This is a genomic window from Rhizobacter sp. LjRoot28, assembly GCF_964253025.1.
Lineage (GTDB): Bacteria > Pseudomonadota > Gammaproteobacteria > Burkholderiales > Burkholderiaceae_C > Rhizobacter.
Genome location: NZ_CAXUQC020000001.1, coordinates 183,099 through 204,526 on the forward strand (window position 1 = coordinate 183,099; position 21,428 = coordinate 204,526).

General features: G+C 69.2%; 21 protein-coding genes. 10 read left to right on the forward strand and 11 right to left on the reverse strand.

What is annotated here, in order from left to right:
• The first annotated feature begins 20 nt into the window (after positions 1-20).
• Positions 21-2,030, forward strand: coding sequence for a carboxylesterase/lipase family protein (locus ACSQ2F_RS00845; protein WP_436018811.1), 2,010 nt, complete (start codon positions 21-23; stop codon positions 2,028-2,030).
• A gap of 33 nt (positions 2,031-2,063) precedes the next feature.
• On the opposite strand, the gene ACSQ2F_RS00850 is transcribed toward ACSQ2F_RS00845, so the two are convergent.
• Complete coding sequence (locus ACSQ2F_RS00850) at positions 2,064-2,714, reverse strand: TetR/AcrR family transcriptional regulator (RefSeq protein ID WP_436018813.1); 651 nt, start codon at positions 2,712-2,714, stop codon at positions 2,064-2,066.
• Between the two features lie 77 nt (positions 2,715-2,791).
• On the opposite strand from ACSQ2F_RS00850, the gene ACSQ2F_RS00855 reads away from it, so the two are divergent.
• The 5 genes from ACSQ2F_RS00855 to ACSQ2F_RS00875 all read left to right on the forward strand — a co-directional run bounded on the left by ACSQ2F_RS00855 (position 2,792) and on the right by ACSQ2F_RS00875 (position 8,243).
• On the forward strand, positions 2,792-3,895 hold the full coding sequence (locus ACSQ2F_RS00855; RefSeq protein WP_436018815.1) for a DUF2855 family protein: 1,104 nt from the start codon (positions 2,792-2,794) through the stop codon (positions 3,893-3,895).
• Positions 3,896-4,098: 203 nt separating this feature from the next.
• Entirely contained in the window at positions 4,099-5,220 is a 1,122-nt protein-coding gene (locus tag ACSQ2F_RS00860; protein WP_436018817.1) for a hypothetical protein, read from the forward strand.
• A gap of 22 nt (positions 5,221-5,242) precedes the next feature.
• Positions 5,243-5,944, forward strand: coding sequence for a hypothetical protein (locus ACSQ2F_RS00865; protein ID WP_436018819.1), 702 nt, complete (start codon positions 5,243-5,245; stop codon positions 5,942-5,944).
• Between the two features lie 61 nt (positions 5,945-6,005).
• A complete protein-coding gene (locus ACSQ2F_RS00870; RefSeq protein ID WP_436018821.1) occupies positions 6,006-6,797 on the forward strand; it encodes an SDR family NAD(P)-dependent oxidoreductase in 792 nt (263 codons plus the stop codon).
• Between the two features lie 78 nt (positions 6,798-6,875).
• A complete protein-coding gene (locus tag ACSQ2F_RS00875) occupies positions 6,876-8,243 on the forward strand; it encodes a cation:proton antiporter (RefSeq protein WP_436018823.1) in 1,368 nt (455 codons plus the stop codon).
• On the opposite strand, the gene ACSQ2F_RS00880 is transcribed toward ACSQ2F_RS00875, so the two are convergent.
• The 5 genes from ACSQ2F_RS00880 to ACSQ2F_RS00900 form a co-directional block, all read right to left on the reverse strand.
• Complete coding sequence (locus ACSQ2F_RS00880) at positions 8,235-10,259, reverse strand: hybrid sensor histidine kinase/response regulator (RefSeq protein WP_436018825.1); 2,025 nt, start codon at positions 10,257-10,259, stop codon at positions 8,235-8,237. The genes ACSQ2F_RS00875 and ACSQ2F_RS00880 overlap by 9 nt on opposite strands.
• 93 nt (positions 10,260-10,352) lie before the next feature.
• Positions 10,353-10,847: a hypothetical protein gene (locus tag ACSQ2F_RS00885; protein ID WP_436018827.1), complete on the reverse strand. Its 495-nt coding sequence runs from the start codon at positions 10,845-10,847 to the stop codon at positions 10,353-10,355.
• Between the two features lie 13 nt (positions 10,848-10,860).
• The gene (locus ACSQ2F_RS00890; RefSeq protein ID WP_436018829.1) at positions 10,861-11,295 is read right to left on the reverse strand and encodes a hypothetical protein; all 435 of its coding nucleotides are present in this window, start codon (positions 11,293-11,295) and stop codon (positions 10,861-10,863) included.
• A gap of 23 nt (positions 11,296-11,318) precedes the next feature.
• A complete protein-coding gene (locus ACSQ2F_RS00895; protein ID WP_436018831.1) occupies positions 11,319-12,491 on the reverse strand; it encodes a DUF4382 domain-containing protein in 1,173 nt (390 codons plus the stop codon).
• Positions 12,488-13,336: a DUF6502 family protein gene (locus ACSQ2F_RS00900; protein ID WP_436018833.1), complete on the reverse strand. Its 849-nt coding sequence runs from the start codon at positions 13,334-13,336 to the stop codon at positions 12,488-12,490. Before ACSQ2F_RS00900 ends, ACSQ2F_RS00895 begins: the two co-directional genes overlap by 4 nt.
• A 185-nt stretch (positions 13,337-13,521) precedes the next feature.
• Between ACSQ2F_RS00900 and ACSQ2F_RS00905 the strand changes: the two genes are divergently transcribed.
• A complete protein-coding gene (locus ACSQ2F_RS00905) occupies positions 13,522-14,010 on the forward strand; it encodes a MarR family winged helix-turn-helix transcriptional regulator (protein ID WP_436018835.1) in 489 nt (162 codons plus the stop codon).
• Here ACSQ2F_RS00905 and ACSQ2F_RS00910 read toward each other — a convergent pair.
• Positions 13,991-14,173 carry a DUF3606 domain-containing protein gene (locus tag ACSQ2F_RS00910; RefSeq protein ID WP_436018837.1) on the reverse strand — a complete coding sequence of 61 codons (183 nt, stop codon included), beginning with the start codon at positions 14,171-14,173 and terminating at the stop codon, positions 13,991-13,993. The genes ACSQ2F_RS00905 and ACSQ2F_RS00910 overlap by 20 nt on opposite strands.
• 155 nt (positions 14,174-14,328) lie before the next feature.
• Between ACSQ2F_RS00910 and ACSQ2F_RS00915 the strand changes: the two genes are divergently transcribed.
• On the forward strand, positions 14,329-15,195 hold the full coding sequence (locus ACSQ2F_RS00915) for an aldo/keto reductase (protein WP_436018839.1): 867 nt from the start codon (positions 14,329-14,331) through the stop codon (positions 15,193-15,195).
• Positions 15,196-15,199: 4 nt separating this feature from the next.
• Here the strand turns inward: ACSQ2F_RS00915 and ACSQ2F_RS00920 are convergent, their stop codons facing one another.
• The 3 genes from ACSQ2F_RS00920 to ACSQ2F_RS00930 form a co-directional block, all read right to left on the reverse strand.
• Positions 15,200-16,111, reverse strand: coding sequence for a hypothetical protein (locus ACSQ2F_RS00920; RefSeq protein WP_436018841.1), 912 nt, complete (start codon positions 16,109-16,111; stop codon positions 15,200-15,202).
• A 49-nt stretch (positions 16,112-16,160) separates the two neighbouring features.
• Complete coding sequence (locus ACSQ2F_RS00925) at positions 16,161-17,342, reverse strand: acetyl-CoA C-acyltransferase family protein (RefSeq protein WP_436018843.1); 1,182 nt, start codon at positions 17,340-17,342, stop codon at positions 16,161-16,163.
• 106 nt (positions 17,343-17,448) lie between these two features.
• The gene (locus tag ACSQ2F_RS00930) at positions 17,449-18,639 is read right to left on the reverse strand and encodes an acyl-CoA dehydrogenase (protein ID WP_436018845.1); all 1,191 of its coding nucleotides are present in this window, start codon (positions 18,637-18,639) and stop codon (positions 17,449-17,451) included.
• A 393-nt stretch (positions 18,640-19,032) separates the two neighbouring features.
• Between ACSQ2F_RS00930 and ACSQ2F_RS00935 the strand changes: the two genes are divergently transcribed.
• Complete coding sequence (locus ACSQ2F_RS00935) at positions 19,033-19,947, forward strand: LysR substrate-binding domain-containing protein (protein WP_436018847.1); 915 nt, start codon at positions 19,033-19,035, stop codon at positions 19,945-19,947.
• 4 nt (positions 19,948-19,951) lie between these two features.
• Here ACSQ2F_RS00935 and ACSQ2F_RS00940 read toward each other — a convergent pair whose 3' ends face one another.
• The gene (locus ACSQ2F_RS00940; RefSeq protein ID WP_436018849.1) at positions 19,952-20,824 is read right to left on the reverse strand and encodes a CPBP family intramembrane glutamic endopeptidase; all 873 of its coding nucleotides are present in this window, start codon (positions 20,822-20,824) and stop codon (positions 19,952-19,954) included.
• Positions 20,825-20,972: 148 nt separating this feature from the next.
• Between ACSQ2F_RS00940 and ACSQ2F_RS00945 the strand changes: the two genes are divergently transcribed.
• Entirely contained in the window at positions 20,973-21,422 is a 450-nt protein-coding gene (locus ACSQ2F_RS00945) for a MarR family winged helix-turn-helix transcriptional regulator (RefSeq protein WP_436018851.1), read from the forward strand.
• Positions 21,423-21,428: the final 6 nt, after the last annotated feature.

The following is a 21,428-nucleotide window of genomic DNA, read 5'->3' on the forward strand; positions in this document are numbered from 1 at the left end:
TGCAGCCATCGGAGAACCCCATGCCTCAACGCCATGTCCGTCCACGCAGCATCGCCCGCGCCTCCGTGCTGGCGGCCGCCGTCCTCCTTGCCAGCTGTGGCGGCGACGACGACACGATCGCGTCCAGCACCGGCACGTTCATCGACAGCCCGGTCGCCGGGCTTGACTACGCCGGCACGGCGAGCACGCCGGCCGGCAGCACGGATGCGGCCGGGCAGTTCAGCCACGCGCCGGGCGAAACGCTGCGTTTCTCGATCGGCAGCCTTGTGCTGGGCTCCGCGCCAGGCGCGGCCGTCGTGACGCCGCTCCACATCACCCCCGGCGCCACCGAGGCGAGCGACGTGCGGGTGCACAACAAGCTCATCCTCCTGCAGACCCTCGACGCCGATGGCGACCTGAACAACGGCATCCAGCTCACCGCGGCCATCAAGGGCGTGGTGTCGGCCCATGCGGCGTCGGTCAACTTCGAGCAGCCGCCCGCGGACTTCCGCGCGGCACTGACCCCGATGCTGACGGCGCTCAACGAGGCCGGCGTCTTCACCGACACCGATCCGCGCCCGCGCACGGCACGCCCTGCGGCTGCCGCACTGGAGCACTTCGCGCGCTCGACCAGCGTTCGCCACACGGTCGAGACGAGCGCCGGTCGCGTGAAGGGTTTCGAGGCCAATGCCGACACCTGGCAGTTCCTCGGCATTCCCTACGGTCGTCCGCCCCTGGGCGACCTGCGCTGGCGCCCGCCGCAACCGGTGCAGCCCTGGAGCGGGGTGCGCGAGGCGGTCGCGTGGAGCAACCAGTCCGCCCAGAACCCCACGCTCGAATCCATCGGGGAAGGCGGGATGAGCGAGGACTCCCTGTACCTGAACGTCACTGCGCCGAAGAACGCGGCCAAGCTGCCGGTGATGGTCTGGTTCCATGGCGGTGCATTCGCCATCCTCACCGCGAACTCCAAGCAGTACAACAATCCCGCCGGCCTCACCACCAAGGGCGTCGTGCTCGTGACGGTGAACCACCGCCTCGGCCCCTTCGGCTACATGGCCCATCCACTGCTCAGCGCGGAGAGCGGCTACGGTGGCTCCGGCAACTATGGCCAGATGGACCTGGTGCTCGCGCTGCAATGGGTGAAGGACAACATCGCCCGCTTCGGCGGCGACCCGGCCAACGTGACCCTCTTCGGCCAGTCCGGTGGCGGCGGCAAGACCTACTCGCTGATGAACTCGCCGCAGGCCGTCGGCCTGTTCCACAAGGCCATCGTGCAAAGCGGCGCCAACGCCATCCCGTCGACCGGCACCCCGCAGACCTCGCTGGCCGCCAGCGAGTCCGTGGGAGCCGCCATGTTCCAGCGGCTCGGCATCACGACGCTGGCTGAAGCGCGTGCGCTGCCCTGGACGGCTTTCGTGCAGGCCGACCTGGATGCCGGCATTCCCCGCGAAACGTATCGCCCGAACGTCGACTTCCACTACCTGACCAAGACCTACCAACAGAACATGGTGGAAGGCATGCCGAGCGACGTGCCCCTGATGGCCGGTGCCACTTCGGGCGACTACGCGTCGCTGCGAGCCGCATTGCCGATCTTCATGGCCCAGCGCACGCCCACCTACAAGGCCAACCAGTACGTCTACCGGTTCAGCCGCGTGCCCGACGGTTGGGCCGCCATGGGCCTGTTGAGCGCCCACGGCGGCGAGGTGCCGTACCTCTTCAACTACCCGATGGGCATGGTCAGCAACTACAGCCTCAACCTCGTACTCCGGCCGGACGGCACGAAGCCCCCGATCGGCGACTTGAACGGCAACGGCGTCACGGGCACCGCGGGCGACGCTGCCGATGTCTACGCCTCGATGGGTTGGGGCGCCGCCGACACCGCCACGGTGGACAGCGTCCTCACGATGTGGACCCAGTTCGCCCGCACCGGCAACCCGAGCACCCCCGCACTCGCCTGGCCCGCGTACACGCTGCAAAGCGATGCCTTCGTGGAGATCGGCCCCGGGGCGCAGCCCACGGTTCGCACGGGACTGCAGACGGCGTTTCCCTGAGCCGGCCCGTCATCCCTCCAGGCCGAGGTGCGCTCAAGGCGCCTCGGCCTGCCGATCGAGCACGGCCGCGAGACAGAGCCGCTCCATCTCGGCCGCCCACTGCCGGCGCTCCGCCTCGGTGAGCTGAACGAGCACGGCGTAGCGACGGCCGCCCCAGGCCGCAAGGTGCAGCGCCCGCACCGTCTCCGGCGAGGGCGGGTGGGACAGGTCGGTGCAGGCATCGAACACCCGTTGCCACATGGCGGCCAGCTCCTCGTGGGCGCGGCGCTGGTGCTTGGGCTCGGCGATCTCCGCTTCGAGCAGCATCATGTCCCGGTGGAACCAGGGCAGGGCGTCCGCCTGGCTGCCGCAGGCCAGGCTCACCAGGCGGTGCAGGCGTTCGCGCCAGTCGAGGCCTGCGGGCTCCACCGCCTGCGCGTCGACGGCGCGGATCAGCGCCTCGATGCCATGGCGCACGTAGCCCGAGAGCAGCGCCTTCTTGCTGGGGAAGTAGTCGTACAGCGTGCCGATGGCGATGCCGGCTTCGAGGGCGACGGCGCGCGTGGTGAGACGCTGCCAACCGTCGCGCTGCCAAATCCGAACAAAGGCGTCGAACACGGCCTGCACGGTGGCCTTGGCGCGGGCCTGGCGCGGTCGCTTCAGCGGCTTGTTGCCGGGCGAGGGCGGGGAGGCGGTCAGTGCCACCGGAAACCGAACCCGCTCATTGCCATCCCGACCTACAGTGATTCTTCTTCGCCATCCCCATCACGAAAGAGTTCCCGATGACCTTGCTGACCAGCCTCCAGACCGACAAGACCGCGCTGCACCGCACGCGGCTCGTGAGCGCGCCGCTCGGCAGCCTGCAGCCCGGCGAGGCATTGATGCGCATCGACCGGCTGGCCGTGACGACGAACAATATCACCTACGCCGCGTTCGGCGACACCCCGCACCTGCGCTACTGGAGCTTCTTTCCCACCGGCGCCGAAGGCTGGGGCCACATGCCGGCCTGGGGCTTCGCCGAAGTCGTGCGTTCGACCGTCGACGGCCTGGCCGAAGGCGAGCGCTTCTATGGCTACTGGCCCATCGCGAGCCACCTGATCGTGCAGCCGGTGCGCGTCGGCGAGCGCGGTTTCTATGACGGCACGCCGCACCGCCTCGACCTCACCTCCGCCTACAACCAGTACCAGCGCACCACCACCGACGCGGCCTACCGGGCCGAGCTGGAGAACTTCCAGATGCTGCTGCGCCCGTTGTTCATCACCTCCTTCATGCTCGCGGACTTCCTGGAGGACAACGCGTTCTTCGGCGCCCGCCAGATCGTGTTCTCCAGCGCGTCCAGCAAGACGGCTTATGGCACGGCCTTCTGCCTCGAAGGCCGCGACGTGCAGCGCGTCGGCCTGACCTCTGGCGGCAACCGGGCCTTCGTCGAGGGCCTGGGCTGCTATGGCCGCGCCGTGACCTACGACGAGCTCGAATCGCTCGACCCCGCCGTCCCGACGCTCTATGTCGACTTCTCGGGCGACGCGGCGTTGCGCAGCCGGGTGCACGCCCATTTCGGAGCGTCGCTCGTTCATGACTGCTATGCCGGCTCGGCGCAGACCCATGCCCACATCAGCGAGTCGAAGGTCGCCCTGCCGGGCCCGGCGCCGCAGCCTTACTTCGCGCCGAACCAGATCAGGAAGCGCAACGCGGACTGGGGCGCGGCCGAGGTGACGCGTCGTTTCAATGCGGCGCAGCTCGCCTTCATCACCCGGGTGAACGACGCCAGCGCGCCGTGGATGAAGGTGCGTGAGCACCGCGGCCTGTCCGCCGCACAGGACCTGGTGGACGCGCTCGGTACCGGCCGGGTCGATCCGAACCTCGGACACGTGGTGGTGCTCGACTGACCCGGCTGCGGCATCTGCGGCAGGCGTGCGCGGTCCGGCCCGCATGTCCTTGCCGCGGGTGTTGGATTGCGACCGCGTCTGCCCGTGGGGGCTATAAACGACGGAACACCGCATGGTGTCGGAGTCGCCGCCTGTTGCACGCTCCTGCCTGCAGCAGGTGGCCTTTCGCGCCAACCTGCCGTCCCCACCCCGAGAGGAGCACGATGCCGTCCCCCAATTCATCCAAGCTACGCGAAGTCACGGCCGAGGACAGCGCCGCAGCGCCCGTCGTGCGCGCCATCGACGTCGGCTTCGGCCTGGTCAAGCTCACCGTGCGCGAAGGCGACGGCGTGGCCATCATGAACTTCCCGTCGATGGCGATCCCGGCCGATGCGAGCGCGGTTCGCTCGCTGGGCACCCGCCGACGCGACACCTACGATGTGCCCGTCAATGGCGCTCTCTACGAAGTGGGCCGCGACGTCGGGCTCGCGCAAGCCGGCGGCAGCTTCGGTCGCGACGTCACCGACGAGTTCTACCGCGGCACCATCTACGAAGCTCTCACCAAGGGCGCGCTGCGCTACATGGCCGAAGCGGGCGACACGCGCATCGACGTGCTGGTGCTCGGCCTGCCGGTCAACCAGTACAACGACGCCAAGCGCCGCGACTACCTGCGCGACCACTACCAGGGCGACATCGACGTCGGCGACGGCAAGACGGTGAGCGTGGCCAAGGTGGTGGTGCAGGCGCAACCCATGGGCGGGTACGCCGCGCTCGACGATCACCTCGACGAACTGAATGCGGTCATCTCGCGCACGGGTGGCGCCCTCGAGCCGCTGGCGAGCGGCGAGGTGCTGGACGACCTCTCCGTGCTGATGGTCGATCCGGGCGAGCACACGCTCGACTGGCTGCTCATCCAGCAGGGCTCCATCAACCCGCGCGCCAGCGGTGCGGCGTCGGATGCCGGTCGCCATCGCGTGGTGCGGGCGGTCCAGGAATCCCTCGCGGCGGAGGTCGGGCGGCCGCTCGGCCCGGCGGTGATGCCGCGCATCAACGACGCGCTGCGCAAGAACGCGCCGGTGAAGCTGGCCGGTGTGGCGCACGACCTCGGGCGCTATGAACCCGTGATCATGAGCGTCATCGAGGACTCCATCAACCGCATGGTCGATGGCCTGCGCGACGCCCACGAAATCATCGACCTGATCGTGCTCGTGGGTGGCCACCCGGACCGCTACCGCGACGTGCTGGTCAAGCGATTCCCCGCCATCCCGGTGTTCGTCATGCCCGAGTCCATGGCGGCCAACGTGCGGGGCTTCCAGATGATCGGTGAGGCGCTGGCCGAAGGCTGAGCTTCGGCCCCCGCAGCCGCGCATGCCCACCATTCGCCTGGAGTTCGACGTCGACAGCGAGCTCTACCCGGAGCTCCACGCCGCCTTGTCGCGGCTCGGCAGCACGCGGGCGCGCGGCGAGCGCATGCGTCAGCTCGCGGCGGCCGGCCTCGTGTGGGAGAACGTCCGCATCCACGGGGCTTCAGCCATCGGTCCGAGCGCGCCGCCGGAAATGCCCACCGACGTCCCCCCACGCCGAAGCCCCGCCCCGGGCCGTGCCGAACGGTCGCCGCCGGCGGAGCGACGCAGCACGTCCCGCACCCGATCGGCTCCCGCCGCGCCCGTCGCTGCGGCTGACGACCGAGGCGATCCGCACTTTGTCGACCTGGCCATCGACGCCGTGCCTGCGCCCCCCGCAACCGAACGTCGCCGCGCCCGTGCGGCGCCTCGCCTGGGCGACTATGTCGAGCGCGAGTTGCCCGTGTTGCTCGACATCGTCGCGGAGGCGGCCGACGGGTCCGATGACGAGGCGCGCTCCCTCCGGGTGGGTGCACCTGAGTCTGGAACCGATCGCACTGCCTCAGGCGCCGATGCGCCGGACGGGTCCGTGGCGCAGGCAGCGCTCCACGAGGCGCCGCTCGTGCCTGCCGATGGCGCAACGCACCTGCCGGCCCTGGCACTGAAGCCGGCCTCTCGCTCGCGCTTGATGCGCATGAAGGAGAAAGGCTTGTTCAAGAACGGCTGAACCCGTGAGGATCGCCGATTGCTGCGGGGACTTGTTCCGAACAACTCCGAGGAGTGATCTCATGTCTTCCATGTCCCGTTCCCTCGCGGTCGTGACCGGTGCGTCGTCCGGCATCGGCCTCGAACTTGCGCGACTGGCCGCCGACCACGGCCATGATCTCGTCATCGTCGCCGACCAGGGCCCGCTCGAAGGTGCGGCCGTGTCCTTGCGTTCTTCGGGCGTGGCCGTCGAACCGCTCGCCGCCGACCTGGCGACGCAGGCGGGTGTCGACGCGCTCATGGCCCTGATCGGCAATCGACCCGTTGAAGTCCTGATGGCCAACGCAGGCCACGGCCTGGGCGGCGCGTTTCTCGATCAGGACTTCACGGCCGCCCGCCACGTCATCGACACGAACATCACCGGCACGCTCGATCTGATCCACCGCGTCGGCGGGCGCATGCGATCCGCCGGGCGGGGCCGGATCCTCATCACGGGCTCCATTGCGGGCCTGATGCCGGGTGCGTTCCAGGCCGTCTACAACGCCAGCAAGGCCTTCATCGACTCCTTCGCCTATGCGCTGCGCAACGAGTTGAAGGACACGGGTGTCACCGTGACCTGCCTGATGCCGGGCCCGACGGACACCGATTTCTTCGAACGCGCCGGGCTCACCGACACCAAGATGGGCGCCAGCGAGCACAAGCAGGATGCGGCCGAAGTGGCGCGCATCGGGTTCCAGGCCATGCTTGACGGCGAGAGCGATGTGGTCGCCGGCTGGAAGAACAAGCTTACGGCCGCGATGGCCCACGTGACGCCCGATGAGGTGCTGGCCGAACAGCACCGCCGCATGACCGAACCCGGATCCGCGAGGCGCTGACCCCGTGACAACGCCGTTGACGTCGTTCCATGGCCGGCGTCGCGGCACATCAGGTCACGTGCCTGGGAAGGCCTCGGCATGACGGTCGCGCTGTGGGCCATCGTCGCGGGACTGTTGCTGATCGTCATGGCGATCTCCACCAGCCTGCTCAACCGCTTGCCGATCAGTCGCGCGATCCTGTACCTGCTGGTGGGCGTGGCCATCAGCCCCATCGGCTTCGGGTGGCTGCGCATCAGCTTCACTGACAACGCGGGCCTGATCGAAGGCGTGGCCGAGGTGGTGGTACTGGCGTCGCTGTTCACTTCCGGCCTGAAGCTCCGGGCGCCGCTCACCACGCGCCGGTGGACACGGCCGTTGCGCCTGGCCAGCGTGTCAATGGTGGTCACCGTGCTGCTCATCACGCTCGTCGGCGTGGGGCTTCTCGGTCTGTCGCTCGGTGCAGCCGTCCTGCTGGGCGCCATCCTTGCGCCGACCGACCCGGTGCTTGCGGCCGACGTCCAGGTGGCCAACGCGCATGACCGGGATGAGCTGCGATTCGCGCTCACGGGCGAAGGTGGCCTGAACGACGGCACGGCGTTCCCCGTGGTCATGCTGGGCCTCGGCCTGCTCGGACTGCACTCTCTCGGGGACGCGGGCTGGCGCTGGGTGGCGGTGGATGTCGTCTGGGCGGTCAGCGCCGGCATCGCCTGTGGTGCGGCGGTGGGCCATGGCGTGGGGGCTCTGGTGCTCTACCTGCGCAGAATCCACAAGCATGCGCTCGGGCTGGACAACTTCATCGGCCTCGGGGTCATCGCGCTCTCCTACGGCGTGGCGGTGGCCGCGCATGCCTACGGCTTCCTGGCGGTCTTTGCCGCCGGCGTCGCCTTTCGTCAGATCGAACGTCGGCACAGCCTTCGTCACCCTGCCGCCACCGCGGCGGCCACCGGCGCATCGAAGGTCGCCACGGCGGCGGGCGTGGCGGCCGTGGCCGAAGAGGGCAACCCGGCGGCCACCCTCGACGCGCTGGCGACGGATGACACGCAGGCCGCGGGCTTCATGGCCCACGCCGTGCTCACCTTCAACGAGCAGATCGAGCACCTGGGCGAGATGGTCGCCGTGGTGATGCTCGGCGCCTTGCTCTGGACAGTCGACTGGTATGACGTGCCCTGGTTTTTTGCCATCGCCATGCTCATCGTCGTCCGGCCGGTGGCAGTGCTGATCGGCCTTGCCGGATCGGCGTCCACGCCCGTGCAGTCCGGCTTCATCGGCTGGTTCGGCATCAAGGGAATCGGTTCGCTCTACTACCTCGCCTATGCCTGTGACCACGGGCTCGAGGAACCGCTCGCCACCAGCCTGGTCGCATTGACCTTGTCGACGGTGGTGCTCTCGAACGTGTTGCACGGCGTGTCGGTCACGCCGCTCATGCGAACCTATGCGAGCCTCATCGCCCGGGGACGGTCAGGGTGAGGACAGGGCGGTCTCGGCCAGGCGCCGCGCCAGAAGGTCATCGAGCACCGTCGGGTCCAAGGGCTTGGTGAGATGGGCGTCGAAGCCGGCGGCCAGCGCCCGCTCGCGGTCCTGCGCCTGGCTCCATCCCGTGGCCGCGACCAGCAGCGGCGCAGCGCCCCAGGGGGCAGCGCGCAACGTGCGGGCCACCTCATAGCCATTGAGCCCGGGCATGCCGATGTCGAGCACCAGCACGTCAGGACGCACCTTCTCCGCCAAGGCCACCGCCTGGGCCCCGTCGTGGGCCGTATGGACGACATGCCCCTGCAGGCGCAGCAGCTCGGCCAGCATCAGGCAGGCATCGCGGTTGTCATCCGCGAGCACCATCACGAGCGGCGAGGATGCCGAGAGGGGGCCGGTGGTCTTCGCGCGATCCGCTGGCACGGTGGCATCCGCGCTCACTCCGACCGGCACCCAGACGTCGAACCGTGAACCGCGGCCCTCGCCTTCGCTGGCGGCCGAGACAGCGCCGCCGTGCAGTTCCACCAGCGCCTTGACGAGCGCCAGACCGATGCCCAGACCGCCCTCCGAACGGTCAAGAGCCGCCTTGTCCTGCGCGAACATGACGAAGAGGTTCTGCTGCGCTCGCGGCGACAAGCCGATGCCGTTGTCGGTGACCACGAAGTGCGCCCGCTCCCCGTCGACCGACGCCTCGACGGTGATGCGGCCGCCGGGATCGGTGTACTTGACGGCGTTGCCCAGCAGGTTGGTCAGGATTTGCGCCATCCGCACCGGATCGACGATCACGTGGCGGCCGCCGTCGGCGAGACTGCGATCCAGGGCGTGACCCTTCGCCTGCGCGAGGGGGCGGACGGCTTCCAGGGCCACGTCCACCACGCTGTCGATCGACACGGCCTCCTTCCTGAGCAGCAGCCGGCCCTGCGTGATGCGGGCAATGTCGATCAGGTCGTCCAGCAGGCGCGACATGTGCACCACCTGGCGCAGGATGATGCCGGTGGCCTGCTCCCGCTTGGCCTCGGCGACCCCTGGCCGGGCCAGCAGGTGCGCAGCCGTGCGAATGGGTGCCAGGGGGTTGCGCAACTCGTGCGCGAGCGTGGCCAGGAACTCGTCCTTGTTGCGATCGGCCTGCCGCAGCGCCTCCTGGGCACGGTACTGCTCGGTGACGTCGTTCCCCTGCACGAACACGCCCTGCACCGCGCCCTCGGCGTCGCGCAGCGGCTGGTACATGAAGTCGACATGGCGGAGCACCGGCGGGCCTCCGTCGGGGTGGTTGACGAGCACCTCCACGGAACGCCCGACGTCGGCCACGCCGGTTCGGAGTACTTCATCCAGCCGCGCGGCGAAGCCCTGCTCGACGATTTCGGGCAAGGCACGGGCGAGCGGCAGGCCGATGAGCGGGCGGTTGCCGGTGACGTCCAGGTAGGCCGCATTGGCCATCTCAAACACATGTTCAGGTCCCTTGACCACGGCCGCGAACCCCGGGGCTTGATCGAAGAGGCCTTGCAACCATTCCTCCCGCGCACGCAGGTGGCGCTCCGCGAGCACCATGCGGGTGGTCTCCGTGCACGCGCAGTAGATGCCGGCGTTCTGACCTGCTTCGTCGATCACCGGCGACCATGAAAAGGTGAACCAGGTGTCCTCATCGTAGCCATGCCGCCGCATGCGCAGCGGCAGGTTCTCCATGTAGAACGCCTCACCGCCGAGTGCCCGCAGGGTGAGGGGATGCAGGTCATCATGGATCTCGGCCCAGATCTCGAGGAACGGGCGCCCCAGGCCGCGGGGGTGCTTGTCGCCCATGATCTGGGCGTAGGCATCGTTGTACAGCGTGTTCAACGAGGGGCCCCAGGCCACGAACATCGGGAAGGCCGAGCCGAGCATCAGCTGCACGATGGACCGCAGCGATTGGGGCCAGTCGCGCGGCGAGCCCAGTTCGGACCGCGACCAGTCGTGCTGGCGCATCAGCGCGGCCAGGCGCGACGCCCCGGCCATGAATGCGAGTTCGGAATCGTCCTCCATCGGCCAAGTTTAAGCGTCGGGAACCTGCCCCGCCATTTCGACTGGCCCCAGGACGCCCAGGGACAACCGGGGGCCACGACCTTCAGGTGGCGATCAGGGCGGAAGGGCCGGGCTGTCGAGGAGCTGGCGAACCTTCATGCCGAGCTTGGCCTGGCCGTACGGCTTGGCGAGTACCTCGTAGGGCGGTGGCGCATCCCGGTCCATGCCGTTGCGTGACGAACCCGACGTCAGCAGCACCCGCAGGCCGGGCTGCAGGCGCTGCGCGGCGTGCGCCAGCGTCGTGCCGTCGTCGCCGGAGGCGGTGACCAGGGGCAGCACGAGCAGGTGGAACCGTTCGCCCTGCGCCAGGAGGTCCAGCGCGTCACGGCCGTCGAGGCACCAGCGGGCCGAATGCCCGAGGTCGGAGAGCATGGTGGCGGAGATGGCCGCGAGGTGCGGTCGCTCGTCGACGATGAGTACGCGTTCGCGTCCACGGATGGGCGAGGAGCGCGGCCGCGACAACGCTGGCGGGCGTCGCGCGCTGCCTGCCGTGAAGCAGAAGCGCTCGGGCTGCATCAGCGCCACGGGCATGTCGGAGTTGGTCAGCATGGAGGCTCTCCGCTCAATCCTTGTGGCGACCATGCTTGTCCCCGTGCTTGTTGCCATGGCGATCGTCGTCACCCCGGTCCCGGCCCTTGCCCCGGCCGCCGTGCTTGTCGCCGTGGCCGTGGCGCTCTTCGTAGCGGTCCCTGACCCATTCCTCGCGCACGAAGTACACCGGCCGGCCGCAGGCGTCGTAGCGGGCGCAGTGCTTGTCCCACTTCTTCTGGTGGCCGGGCGGCACATACAGGTACAGCGGCTCGTGGCGAACCCGGGCCGGCATCACGATGATCGGCTCGGGGTACACCACCATCGGCGGCGGATGGTTGCCGATGTCGATGCGGCCATAGACCCCCGGCTGCTGGATGCCGATGGACACCCCCACCGAGGTCTGCGCTTGCGCGACCGAATGAGCCGCGCCGGCGGCGACAAGAAGAACGAGGGCGGAGTACTGCATGGGGTGGCCGGTGTGAAAGGTGATCAGGGGAAGGTGAAGCTGACCGGCGGCACGGCGACGGCGGCGTCGATCGGCTGCGTCTTGATGACACCGGCGGCATCGGCTTCCAGCGTGTACTTCGCGCCCACCGCCGTGTCGGCCGTGAACTGCAGCGCCGTAGGCGCGGCGGCATAGGCAGCGCTCAGGGGCGGGTCGACCGGCAGGCTGAACGAGAATGCGCCGGATGTGGCGTTCGGTGCGGCCCAGCCCACCTCGACCGAGGGACCGTTGGTGAGCTTCTGCAGGGCGCGCACCGTGGCGCTGGACGGCGTCACCACGCCAGCGACCGTGCGGCTGGCTGTCGCCGCGGGCGGCGTGACCGTGGCCAGCACGGTATGCGCGGTCGTCGTGACGGGCACGCCGGTGACGACGGCATTCACGCGGCCGGAGGCGGAGACGACCAGGTCGTAGGTGCCGGCGGGAACCGGGTAGAGCACGAAACGTCCCGTCGCGTCGGGCACGGTGGATTTCACCGGCACCCCGTTGAACTGCACCGACACGGTGGCGCTGCCCGCCGTGGTCGACGGGTCGACCGTGCCCACCACGCGCTGGCCTGCGTCGGAGACGACCGGGATCACGGCGATCACCGGCTTCAGGTTGTAGCCGCCATTGCCACGTGCGACGACCGACTTGCAGGCGTCGAAGTCGAGCACCACGTCGGCTACCTGGTCCGCCGCCACATCGATGCCGATGTTGAACTTGAGGCCGCTCTGCTGGCCGCTCGGCGTGGTCAGCGGCAACTCGCTGCCGCCGGTGGGCACCACGCTGTTGGCCAGCGGGCCGTTGCCCTGGTTGCCTGCGAGCACGAGCCGCATCTGGGTGTAGCGGCCTGCCGGGAGCGCGGTTTCGCCGAGCTCCTCGAGCACGCCGTTGGTGAGCGACAGCAAGTCGACCCGGCGCGGCGGATTGACGACGATTTCCTGCCAGCCGCCGGCCCCCTCGGCGGCACCTGCGCTCTGGTGCACGCGAACGCGTTCGATGGTCACGTTCACTGCGTCAAAGCCGCAGGCGGGTGCGTCGGTCAGCGCCATGCGCATCGTGCCGGAGTCACCGGTGCCGGTGCCGCCGATGCCGCCGCCGCCGCCGCCACCGCCGCACGAGGCCAGCATCAGGGAGGCCGCCACAAGGCTGGCCGGAGCAAGAGGATGGATGTTCATGGGGTACCTCGGGACTGTGTAGGAGTGCGGGCGAGCGTCTGCTCGATGGCGTAGATGCCGAGGCCGACGCGTGCGCGAGGCAGGTCGGGGCGATCGACGGGGTTCGGGGTGTCGCGTTCGGCCAGCCAGGCGTCCAGGCGTTCGAGCAGCGCCTGCGATTCGCGTTCGGCGAGCGTCCGGAAAGCCGGCACTGCGGCGTCGGGCACGCTGTGGTAGAGCACCTTGCGCTGGAAGCGCGGCAAGGTATCGCCGTGTTCCAGGTTGTGGTCGATGGTGCTGATCAGGTCGGCCACGTCCGTGCCGAGGATGTGCAGCTTGTCGTTGGCGCTCTGCCGCGGTACGTAGGCCCGGGCGAGCAGCTCGATGCGGCCGTCGGCGAGTTGCTGCACGGCGCCGACGCGTTCGAGTTCGTCGAGGATGGCGCGCGACGGCACGTCCCCGCTGTGGCGCTTCACGAGACCGGCGAAGCCCAGATCACCTTCGGGGTCGAGCGCGCGCGGCTGGCCGTTGTCCTCGCAGAAGTCGCGGTCGCGCACCCAGCCGGTCAACACGCGGGCCGCGCGGTTGTACCGGACGCCCGCGTCGCTCTCGGGCAGCAAAGGCTCATGGGCGAGGCGCTGGACTTCCTTGCGGCTCAGTCCCGAAAGGATGGAGACGCGGGACGCCGAGGGGCGCTTTCCACCGATGCCGAAATCGGCGAAGGCCACGTCGACATAAGTTCGCTTGGCCAGTTCCTCGAATGCACCAAAGGGGACGCCGTGCCGCAGGAGCAGGCGGAAAAGGGGGCGCATCAGCCGGGCCATGGCCTCGTCGAGCGCGCGGGAGGGGAAAGATGGTGTCGTCACATTTGGGAAATTAATCCCAAAACGCCGTTCTGTCCATCCCTTGTTCGGGTTTCCCTGACATCCGGGCACGCCGATCGCCCGAGTGTTGCGGCTCCGCCTCGACACGCAGTCACGCGCCGCTGGTGGTCTGTCGCCAGCAGGGCTTTCGAATTGCGTGCAATTTAATTGAGGATTAGCATCTCGCCATGGCCAAGACCCCCGCGCCTCCGGACGCCGCGTCCGACACCGAGCGGGACCTCCTCCGCCTCGACAGCCAGCTCTGTTTCGCCCTCTATTCCACCTCGCTGGCGATGACCAAGGTGTACAAGCCACTGCTCGACGAGCTGGGGCTCACCTACCCGCAATACCTGGTGATGATGGCCATGTGGGAGCGCGAAGGGCGCACCGTGGGCGAACTTGGCGAACAGCTCTTCCTTGACTCCGGCACGCTCACGCCCCTGCTCAAGCGCATGGAGGCCAGCGGCTTGCTGGTTCGCGAGCGGGCGAAGGAGGACGAGCGCCGGGTGCTGGTGACCCTGACGCCCGCGGGACGCGCGCTGAGGGAGCGCGCGCAAGCCCTGCCGGTGGCCATTGCCGGCTCGGCAGGGATGTCACTTGAGGAGATCGGCGACTTGCGTCGCCGCATGCAGGAACTGCGTGAGCGCCTGGCCGGACTCAGGCCAGCGCTGCGCTGACGCCCTGCGGGTGGCGCTCGCACACCGCGTCGACGGTGTCGCCCACTTCGGCGATTGTGCGCCGCAACTGCTCCTCGGTGATGCCGAGGGTGTCGGTCCAATAGGCCACATCGTCTTCGTGGCAGATGTCGATGCGGTTGTTCAGGCGGGGTTGGGGGCTCATGGCATCTCCGGACAATCGATGGAACTGTCAGGCACATTAAATGAAGCGGCCGGCGCCGGCTGTAGGACGCGATCTGAAAAGTCGCGACCGACGTTGCGGGCGGAGGGATGGCTTACAGTCACCCGTCACGCCACATCCACGAAGGAGCGACGCTGATGCGAACCCTTTCGCTTCGAGGCGGTGCCTCGTTGCCCGTACTTGGCCTGGGCACCTGGGGCCTCGGCGAAGATCCGGCGCGCCGCGCTGCGGAAGTGCGCATCGTGCGTGCGGCCCTGGAGGCGGGATACCGGCTCATCGACACCGCCGAGATGTACGGCGAGGGCGGTGCCGAAGAGGTGGTCGGCCAGGCCCTGGACGAGTCCGTACGTGCGGGCGACGTGCGCCGCGACGAGGTCTTCGTCGTCAGCAAGGTCTATCCCCACAATGCCAGCCTGCGCGGCACACCGGCCGCCTGTGATCGCAGCCGTCGCCGCCTGATGCTGGATCACATCGACCTCTACCTGCTCCATTGGCCCGGCCAGCACCCGTTGGAAGACACCGTGCAGGCCCTGCAGTCGCTCGTCGCCGAGGGGGCGATCGGCCACTGGGGCGTGAGCAACTTCGATGTGGACGACATGACGGAGCTGGAGTCCCTGCGAGCCGTGCGTGCCGGGGGGCCGCCTTGCGCCACCAACCAGGTGTACCTGTCGATCGGCCAACGCGGCGCCGAGTATGGCTTGCTGCCCTGGATGCGTGAGCGTGGGATGCCCCTGATGGCCTACAGCCCGATCGACCAGGGCGGCCTGCTCGACGACGACGCGGTGCTGGGCGTGGCACGGCGGCGGGGCTTGACACCCGCTCAGGTGGCCCTGGCCTGGGTGCTCTCGCGCGAGGGCGTGATGGCGATTCCCAAGGCTGCACGCGAGACCCACCAACGAGAGAACCTGGCAGCGGCTGAACAGGTGCTCGATGCAGCAGACCTGCAGGCACTCGAATCCGCCCACCCGGCGCCGGTGCGCAAGCAACCACTGGCGATGCTGTGAGCGATCAGGGCGCCGCCGGATCATCCGGCGGCGTGTCGTCACCGGCCTGAGGCTCGTCCCGACCCGGTGCCTTGTCCGTGGGTGACCTGCCGCCATCGCGCAGCGCGGCCTGACGCGGCGCCTCGTCGCCGTCTTCGGCGCGCAACGGCGTGGCGCGCGCGAGGGACATCCACACCGCAAAGGGCAATTCGCAACTGACATGCCGGGCGGGCCGGGCCAGCTCGAGCCGGCCGGAGTCGATGTCGCCGTGGAGCAGCCACACGCCGAACCCTTCGGGCACTTCCTCCGGGTCGGCCAAGCCGGCCGGAAATACATAGTGGCACTCGCTGCAAAGCCACTGGTACGACTGGCGCTTCGCCGCGTGCCGCAGGTCCGAGAGGAGGTCGGCGCGACTCACCTTCACCTCGTGGACGATGGGGTGCAGGTACGCCTCCAGCGTGGTGTTGCGGATCGAGAAGACGTCGGGCCGGGCGATGCGCCAGGTGCTGCGGGAGGGCGCGGCCGGCGCCGTCAGTCCGGTCCATTCGGTGGGCGAGGGCGGGGAAACCGGACCTGGATCGGGCGTGTGCGGAGCTGGCGGATCGGCGACGGCACGCAGCGACAGCTCGCGCCACACGATCCGGCCCGCGTCCATCAGCATGCCGGCCACTCGGTCTGCCAGACGGTCGTGTGCGCTGTCGGCCCGGCGTGCCTGCTGGCGGGCCTGCGCCAGCCAGCTGATGCCGGCCCCGGTGAGCTGGAGGCTCTCGCGGTCCTGGGCATCGCGTCGGACGGCCACCAGGCCGGCGGCGAGCAGGTCCAGTTCGAGGCCATCGCGGCTCGGCCAACCGGCCGAGCGCCACAGCTGCATGAGGCGCGTCCGGTGGGCGCGCGTCAGGCCGGGCAGTCGGGCGGAGGGAAGTGCAGGAGCGGGCATCGCCGGCCCATTGTCGCGCCGGCCGCGACGCCTTGGCCGGTGCGGGCGATCAGGCCCGTTCGAAGATGGCCGCGATGCCTTGCCCGCCGCCAATGCACATCGTCACCAGCGCATAGCGCCCGCCGGTGCGCTGGAGTTCGTACAAGGCCTTGGTGGTGATGATGGCGCCGGTTGCCCCGACCGGATGGCCGAGCGAGATGCCGGAGCCGTTGGGGTTCACCCGGGCCGGATCGAACTCCAGCGCGCGCGACACGGCGCAGGCCTGGGCGGCGAAGGCCTCGTTCGATTCGATGACGTCGAGGTCACTCACCCGCAGGCCGGCTTTCTCCAGCACCTTGCGGGTGGCGGGAACGGGGCCGATGCCCATCAGCGCCGGGTCCACGCCGGCATGGGCGTAGGCCACCAGGCGAGCCAGCGGCTTCAAGCCCAGCGCGCGGGCGCGCTCGGCATCGGCCAGCACCACCGCGGCAGCGCCGTCGTTGATGCCGGAGGCATTGCCCGCGGTGACCGTGCCGTCTTTCTTGAACACGGCCCGCATCTGCGCAAGGGCCTGCAGCGACGCATCGCGCCGCGGATGTTCGTCGGTGTCGAACACGATGGTGCCCTTGCGGCCGGCGATCTCCACCGGAACGATCTGGTCCTTGAAGCGGCCTTCGTCGATGGCCTGGATGGCGCGACGTTGGCTTTCGAGGGCGAGTTCGTCCTGCATGGTGCGCGAGATGCCGTGCTCTGCGGCGACGTTTTCGGCGGTCACACCCATGTGGAACTTGCCGAAGGGGTCGTGCAGGATGGCCGTCATGTAGTCGACCATGGTGATGTCGCCCATGCGGGCACCCCAGCGGGCCGCCGGCACGATGTAGGGACCGCGGCTCATCGATTCCGCGCCGCCACCGATCGCGATGTCGGTGTCGCCGAGGGCGATGGACTGGGCGGCCGACACGATGGCCTGCAGACCCGAGCCGCACAAGCGGTTGACGTTGAAGGCGGGGACTTCCTTCGGGATGCCTGCGTCCATGGCGGCCACGCGGGCCAGGTATGCGTCGCGCGGCTCGGTGGGAATGACGTTGCCCATCACCACGTGGCCGACCGCATCGGGCGCGAGGCCGGCGCGGGCCATCGCCTCGCGAACCACCGTCGAGCCGAGTTGCGTGGGGGGCACTTCCTTGAGTGCGCCGCCGAAGCTGCCGATGGCCGTGCGCGCTGCGCCGACGACCCAGATGTCTTTCACCATGATGTCTCCCGGATGAGGGGGCGATCGTGCCACATCCGGTGCTCGCCCGACCGTCCCGGAGGGTGTGGAAAGGGCGCGCCCACACTCCTCGTGCGCGCCCCGCGGCTCAGGAGAAGGCGGCGATGCCGGTCTGGGCACGACCGAGGATCAGCGCGTGCACGTCGTGCGTGCCTTCGTAGGTGTTCACCACCTCCAGGTTCACCAGGTGGCGCGCCACGCCGAACTCGTCGCTGATGCCGTTGCCACCCATCATGTCGCGCGCCAGACGGGCGATGTCGAGCGCCTTGCCGCAGGAATTGCGCTTCATGATGGACGTGATTTCCACGGCCGCCGTGCCTTCGTCCTTCATGCGGCCGAGGCGCAGGCAGCCCTGCAGGCCGAGGGTGATCTCGGTCTGCATGTCGGCCAGCTTCTTCTGGATGAGCTGGTTGGCGGCCAGCGGCCGGCCGAACTGCTTGCGGTCGAGCACGTACTGGCGAGCGCGGAACCAGCAGTCCTCGGCCGCACCGAGCGCCCCCCAGGCGATGCCGTAGCGGGCGCTGTTCAGGCAGGTGAACGGGCCCTTCAGGCCGCGCACCTCGGGGAAGGCGTTCTCCTCGGGGCAGAAGACGTTGTCGAGCACGATCTCGCCGGTGATGGATGCGCGCAGGCCGACCTTGCCGTGGATGGCCGGGGCCGACAGGCCCTTGGCGCCCTTCTCGAGCACGAAGCCGCGGATGGCGCCTTCGTCGTCCTTGGCCCACACCACGAAGACGTCGGCGATCGGGCTGTTGCTGATCCACATCTTGGCGCCGGTGAGGCTGTAGCCGCCGGCCACCTTCTTGGCGCGCGTCACCATGCTGCCCGGGTCGGAGCCGTGGTCGGGCTCGGTCAGGCCGAAGCAGCCGATCCACTCACCCGAAGCCAGCTTGGGCAGGTACTTCTGCTTGGTGGCCTCGTTGCCGAATTCGTTGATGGGCACCATCACCAGCGAGGACTGGACGCTCATCATCGAGCGGTAGCCGGAGTCGACCCGCTCCACTTCACGGGCGATCAGGCCGTAGGCCACGTAGTTGAGGCCGGCGCCGCCATAGGCTTCGGGGATGGTGGGGCCGAGCAGGCCGAGTTCGCCCATCTCGCGGAAGATGGCCGGGTCGGTCTTCTCGTTGCGAAAGGCGTCGAGCACGCGCGGCGCCAGCTTGCCCTGGCAGTAGGCGCGGGCGGCGTCACGGATCTGCCGTTCGTCGTCGTTCAGTTGCTGGTCGAGGAGCAGCGGGTCGTCCCACTGGAAAGCCGCTTTTGCATTCTTTGAACTCATGAGGGGTCCCGGTTAAGCCAAGGGAGCGTCGAGGCGCTGCTAGGGGTGTGGGCGGCAGAGAGAAGGGCTCGCGCCGGGGCGAGTCGCGGTGGCAGACGAGGCGCCGGCGAGGCGGTGTGGCGAGCCACACAACGAGTCGGCAACGAAGGATGGCGCAGCGAATCGCCCCGGCCCGAAGGGTTGGCCCTGCAAGGGGGCGTCGGCGTCGTTGCAAATGCTCGCCGGGTGTACAACCCGGCTGCGCTTTGCGCCTATCCGGCGCCCCCTTGCAGGGCCAACGCGAGCCCTTCTCTCTGCCGCCCACACCCCTGCGAAATATAGAATCCGAAGCCCCACTCGGCAATCGCTTTGTTTGCACGCATCCATGCGTTTCCGGAACTCCGAGAGCCCCTCATGCGCAGGAAGATCCCCACCACCGCGGCCCTGAGCGTCTTCGAATCGGCCGCGCGGCACCGCAGCTTCACGCTGGCCGCAACGGAGCAGGCCATGACGCAGAGCGCGGTCAGCCGGCAGATTGCCGGGCTCGAGGCCTTTCTCGGCGTCAAACTCTTCCGGCGAACCAAGCGCGGGGTGGTGCTCACCGAAGCGGGCTTGCACTACGGCACCCAGGTCGGCCTGCGGTTGCAGGAAATCGAGCGTGACACGCTGGAACTGATGGCCAGCCGTGGCCAGGGCGGCACGCTGGAACTGGGCGTGGTGCCCACCTTCGCCACCAAGTGGCTGCTGCCCCGCCTGGGCGCCTTCCAGCGCGAGCACGAAGGCGTGCTTGTCAACCTCATTCCGCGCACCCGTCCCTTCCTGTTCGAGGGCACGCCCTTCGACGCCGCCATCTACGCGGGGGAGGCCGGCTGGCCCGGCACCGAGGCCCATTTCCTGATGCGGGAAAGCCTGATGGCCGTCGCTTCACCGGAGCTGCTGGGCGGGCGCCAGGGGCGGATCACCCCCGAGGAACTGTCACGGCTGCCCCTGCTGCAGCAGAGCACCCGGCCCTACGCCTGGCGCGAATGGCTCGAATCGGTCGGCGTCCGTGCGGCCAACGACATGGCCGGGCCCCGCTATGAACTGTTCTCGATGTTGACCGAGGCCGCGATCCACGGCATGGGCGTGGCGTTGATTCCGCGGCTCCTCGTGGAGGACGAACTGGCGCGCGGACGCCTCGTTCCGGTGCTCCCCCACGAACACCTGAGCCACCGCGCGTACTACCTCATCTACCCTCAGCAACGATCCGAACGTCCGCTGCTCGCCGCCTTCCGCCGCTGGCTTGCCCAGGAGGCGCAGCACTACCGCGAAGCCCACGGCCTGGGCTGACCGATCACGTTGCCAGGCGAGGGTAGGTGAAAGCGAGGAAGTGCGTCGCGTTGAGCAGGAAGTGCACCGCGATGGCCGACTCGATGCAACCGGTGCGCGCATACGCCCAGCCGTAGCCGAGGCCGGCCAGCGCAGCCAGGCCGACATAGGCCCATCCCCCGGCGGCATGGGCAAGGCCGAACAGCGCGCTCGCCAGCAGCAGAGGCACCCAGCGGCCGATCGTCGGGCCGGAGAGGAACCGCACGCGGGTCAGCCCGTGCTGCACCACGCCGCGGAAGAAGGCCTCCTCCAGCACGCAGGTCCAGAGCAGCATCTTGCCGAGGAAGGCGGCCGTGAAGGGCGGCAGGTTTCCTTCCGGACGGATATGGCCGATCCCCCAGGCGAGGCCGACGACGCCGAGGGTCGTGACCGCGGCCACCGGCAAGGCGCCCCACAGTGCCCGGTGCCATTCGGCGAGGGAACGCACGCGCCGGCAGAAGAAGACGATCAGCAGCAGGCCGGCCATGCCGGCGTCGAAGTGCGCGCTGAACCGCATCGGTTCGGCATCGGCGCTCAGTTGCACGCCCTCGGCGAAGACGACCGGCCGGAAACCGGGCAAGAGGTGCAAGCCGAGCGCGAAGGCGCCCAGCACGGCGAGCGATCCGGCCGCCCGCCGGATGCCCGCCGAGGTCGCGGTCTGCCATGCCCGGCCCAGCCCGGCCACGGCCGCGACAGCCACCACGCCGCGGGCATCGGCGACGCCAGTGAACGCGGCGCACGCCAGGGCGAGCGCCCCGAGCGGCAAGGCGGGCGACAACGTTCCACCGCGTGGCAGGCGCCAGTCGGGCAACCAGGCCGAGCCGATGGCCGCCGCCAGGAGAAGGGTGGTGATCAACATGGAAAGCCGCCGGCGCGGTCGAGGCACGAGGCCTCGGACTTTAAGCCCTGGCCGGCGGCCGGGCGGGCGCCATCGCATCCGACGTGATGTCCGGGCAAATGCCGGCTCGATATACTTCACATGCGAAATGATTCGGAACTTGTCCGCCATGCCCCCACGCCACCGGTTCGTCTTCCTGCTCAACAGCGCGCAGCGCCGGCTTCAGCTGTGGGTCGCCGCCGAACAGGCGCGGCTGGCCCGTGGCACCGAGGCCACGCCGTCGCCGGCCCAGGGCGGCGTGCTGTTCATCCTGGCGAAGACCGATGGCGCCACGATGGGCGAACTGGCACAGGCACTCGATCTCGTGCCGTCCGCCGTTTCGGGCCTGGTGCAGCGGATGGAAGCGCTCGGCTGGGTGCAGCGCGCCTGTTGCGAGCGCGACGCCCGCACGCAGCGGGTGTGGTTGCTGCCGCCCGGTCGCGAGCAGCTGCCGGCCCTTCGCCAGGCGCTGTCGCGCATCAACGCGCAACTGACCGACGGCTTCAACGAAGACGAACTCGCGACCATCGCCCGGTGGCTGCAGCACGTGCAGCGGCTGGGGCTTCCTTCCTCCGACTGACCACAC

Coding starts and splice junctions, on each gene's coding strand:
- ACSQ2F_RS00845 (WP_436018811.1), top strand. CDS start 21: ATGCCTCAACGCCATGTCCGTCCACGCAGCATCGCCCGCGCCTCCGTG.
- ACSQ2F_RS00855 (WP_436018815.1), top strand. CDS start 2,792: ATGACCTTGCTGACCAGCCTCCAGACCGACAAGACCGCGCTGCACCGC.
- ACSQ2F_RS00860 (WP_436018817.1), top strand. CDS start 4,099: ATGCCGTCCCCCAATTCATCCAAGCTACGCGAAGTCACGGCCGAGGAC.
- ACSQ2F_RS00865 (WP_436018819.1), top strand. CDS start 5,243: ATGCCCACCATTCGCCTGGAGTTCGACGTCGACAGCGAGCTCTACCCG.
- ACSQ2F_RS00870 (WP_436018821.1), top strand. CDS start 6,006: ATGTCTTCCATGTCCCGTTCCCTCGCGGTCGTGACCGGTGCGTCGTCC.
- ACSQ2F_RS00875 (WP_436018823.1), top strand. CDS start 6,876: ATGACGGTCGCGCTGTGGGCCATCGTCGCGGGACTGTTGCTGATCGTC.
- ACSQ2F_RS00880 (WP_436018825.1), bottom strand. CDS start 10,259: ATGGAGGACGATTCCGAACTCGCATTCATGGCCGGGGCGTCGCGCCTG.
- ACSQ2F_RS00885 (WP_436018827.1), bottom strand. CDS start 10,847: ATGCTGACCAACTCCGACATGCCCGTGGCGCTGATGCAGCCCGAGCGC.
- ACSQ2F_RS00890 (WP_436018829.1), bottom strand. CDS start 11,295: ATGCAGTACTCCGCCCTCGTTCTTCTTGTCGCCGCCGGCGCGGCTCAT.
- ACSQ2F_RS00895 (WP_436018831.1), bottom strand. CDS start 12,491: ATGAACATCCATCCTCTTGCTCCGGCCAGCCTTGTGGCGGCCTCCCTG.
- ACSQ2F_RS00905 (WP_436018835.1), top strand. CDS start 13,522: ATGGCCAAGACCCCCGCGCCTCCGGACGCCGCGTCCGACACCGAGCGG.
- ACSQ2F_RS00910 (WP_436018837.1), bottom strand. CDS start 14,173: ATGAGCCCCCAACCCCGCCTGAACAACCGCATCGACATCTGCCACGAA.
- ACSQ2F_RS00915 (WP_436018839.1), top strand. CDS start 14,329: ATGCGAACCCTTTCGCTTCGAGGCGGTGCCTCGTTGCCCGTACTTGGC.
- ACSQ2F_RS00920 (WP_436018841.1), bottom strand. CDS start 16,111: ATGCCCGCTCCTGCACTTCCCTCCGCCCGACTGCCCGGCCTGACGCGC.
- ACSQ2F_RS00925 (WP_436018843.1), bottom strand. CDS start 17,342: ATGGTGAAAGACATCTGGGTCGTCGGCGCAGCGCGCACGGCCATCGGC.
- ACSQ2F_RS00930 (WP_436018845.1), bottom strand. CDS start 18,639: ATGAGTTCAAAGAATGCAAAAGCGGCTTTCCAGTGGGACGACCCGCTG.
- ACSQ2F_RS00935 (WP_436018847.1), top strand. CDS start 19,033: ATGCGCAGGAAGATCCCCACCACCGCGGCCCTGAGCGTCTTCGAATCG.
- ACSQ2F_RS00940 (WP_436018849.1), bottom strand. CDS start 20,824: ATGTTGATCACCACCCTTCTCCTGGCGGCGGCCATCGGCTCGGCCTGG.
- ACSQ2F_RS00945 (WP_436018851.1), top strand. CDS start 20,973: ATGCCCCCACGCCACCGGTTCGTCTTCCTGCTCAACAGCGCGCAGCGC.